General features: G+C 61.8%; 1 protein-coding gene. It reads right to left on the bottom strand.

Features of this window, described 5'->3' with window-relative positions:
- Positions 1-10: 10 nt before the first annotated feature.
- The coding region (locus ACX12L_RS23030; RefSeq protein ID WP_459264586.1) for an IS5 family transposase at positions 11-432 on the bottom strand (422 nt) is incomplete at its 5' end.

Raw genomic sequence — 432 nt, 5'->3', positions numbered from 1 at the left:
GAATCGACATTCAATCTGTCAGCCAAGCCAGACTTGCAGCGAGGCAGAGGAAGGCCATGAAGTGGGCGGCCTTGCGGTCGTAGCGCGTGGCGATGCGTCGGAACTGCTTGAGCCGTCCGAAGCATCGCTCGATCGCATTGCGAGCCCGGTATAGCTTGGCATCGAAGGGCCGCGGCTGCTGGCAACTGCGCGGCGGAATCACGGCTTGAGCGCCTGCCGCCTCGATCTGCGCCACAAAGGCGCGGCTGTCATAGCCCTTGTCGGCAAGCACATGCGTTGGCCTGAGACCTTTGAGCAACTCTGGAGCCTGGGTGATGTCGTTGACTTGCCCAGGCGTGAGGATCAACTTCAAGGCTCTGCCCTGAGCATCGCAGGCCATGTGGATCTTTGTGCTCAGCCCACCTCGGGAACGCCCCAGAGCCGGATTCTTGG

This window comes from Alicycliphilus sp. T452, assembly GCF_054512775.1.
The sequence above is the reverse complement of the archived record's forward strand: the minus strand, read 5'-3'. Positions and strand labels throughout refer to the sequence as shown.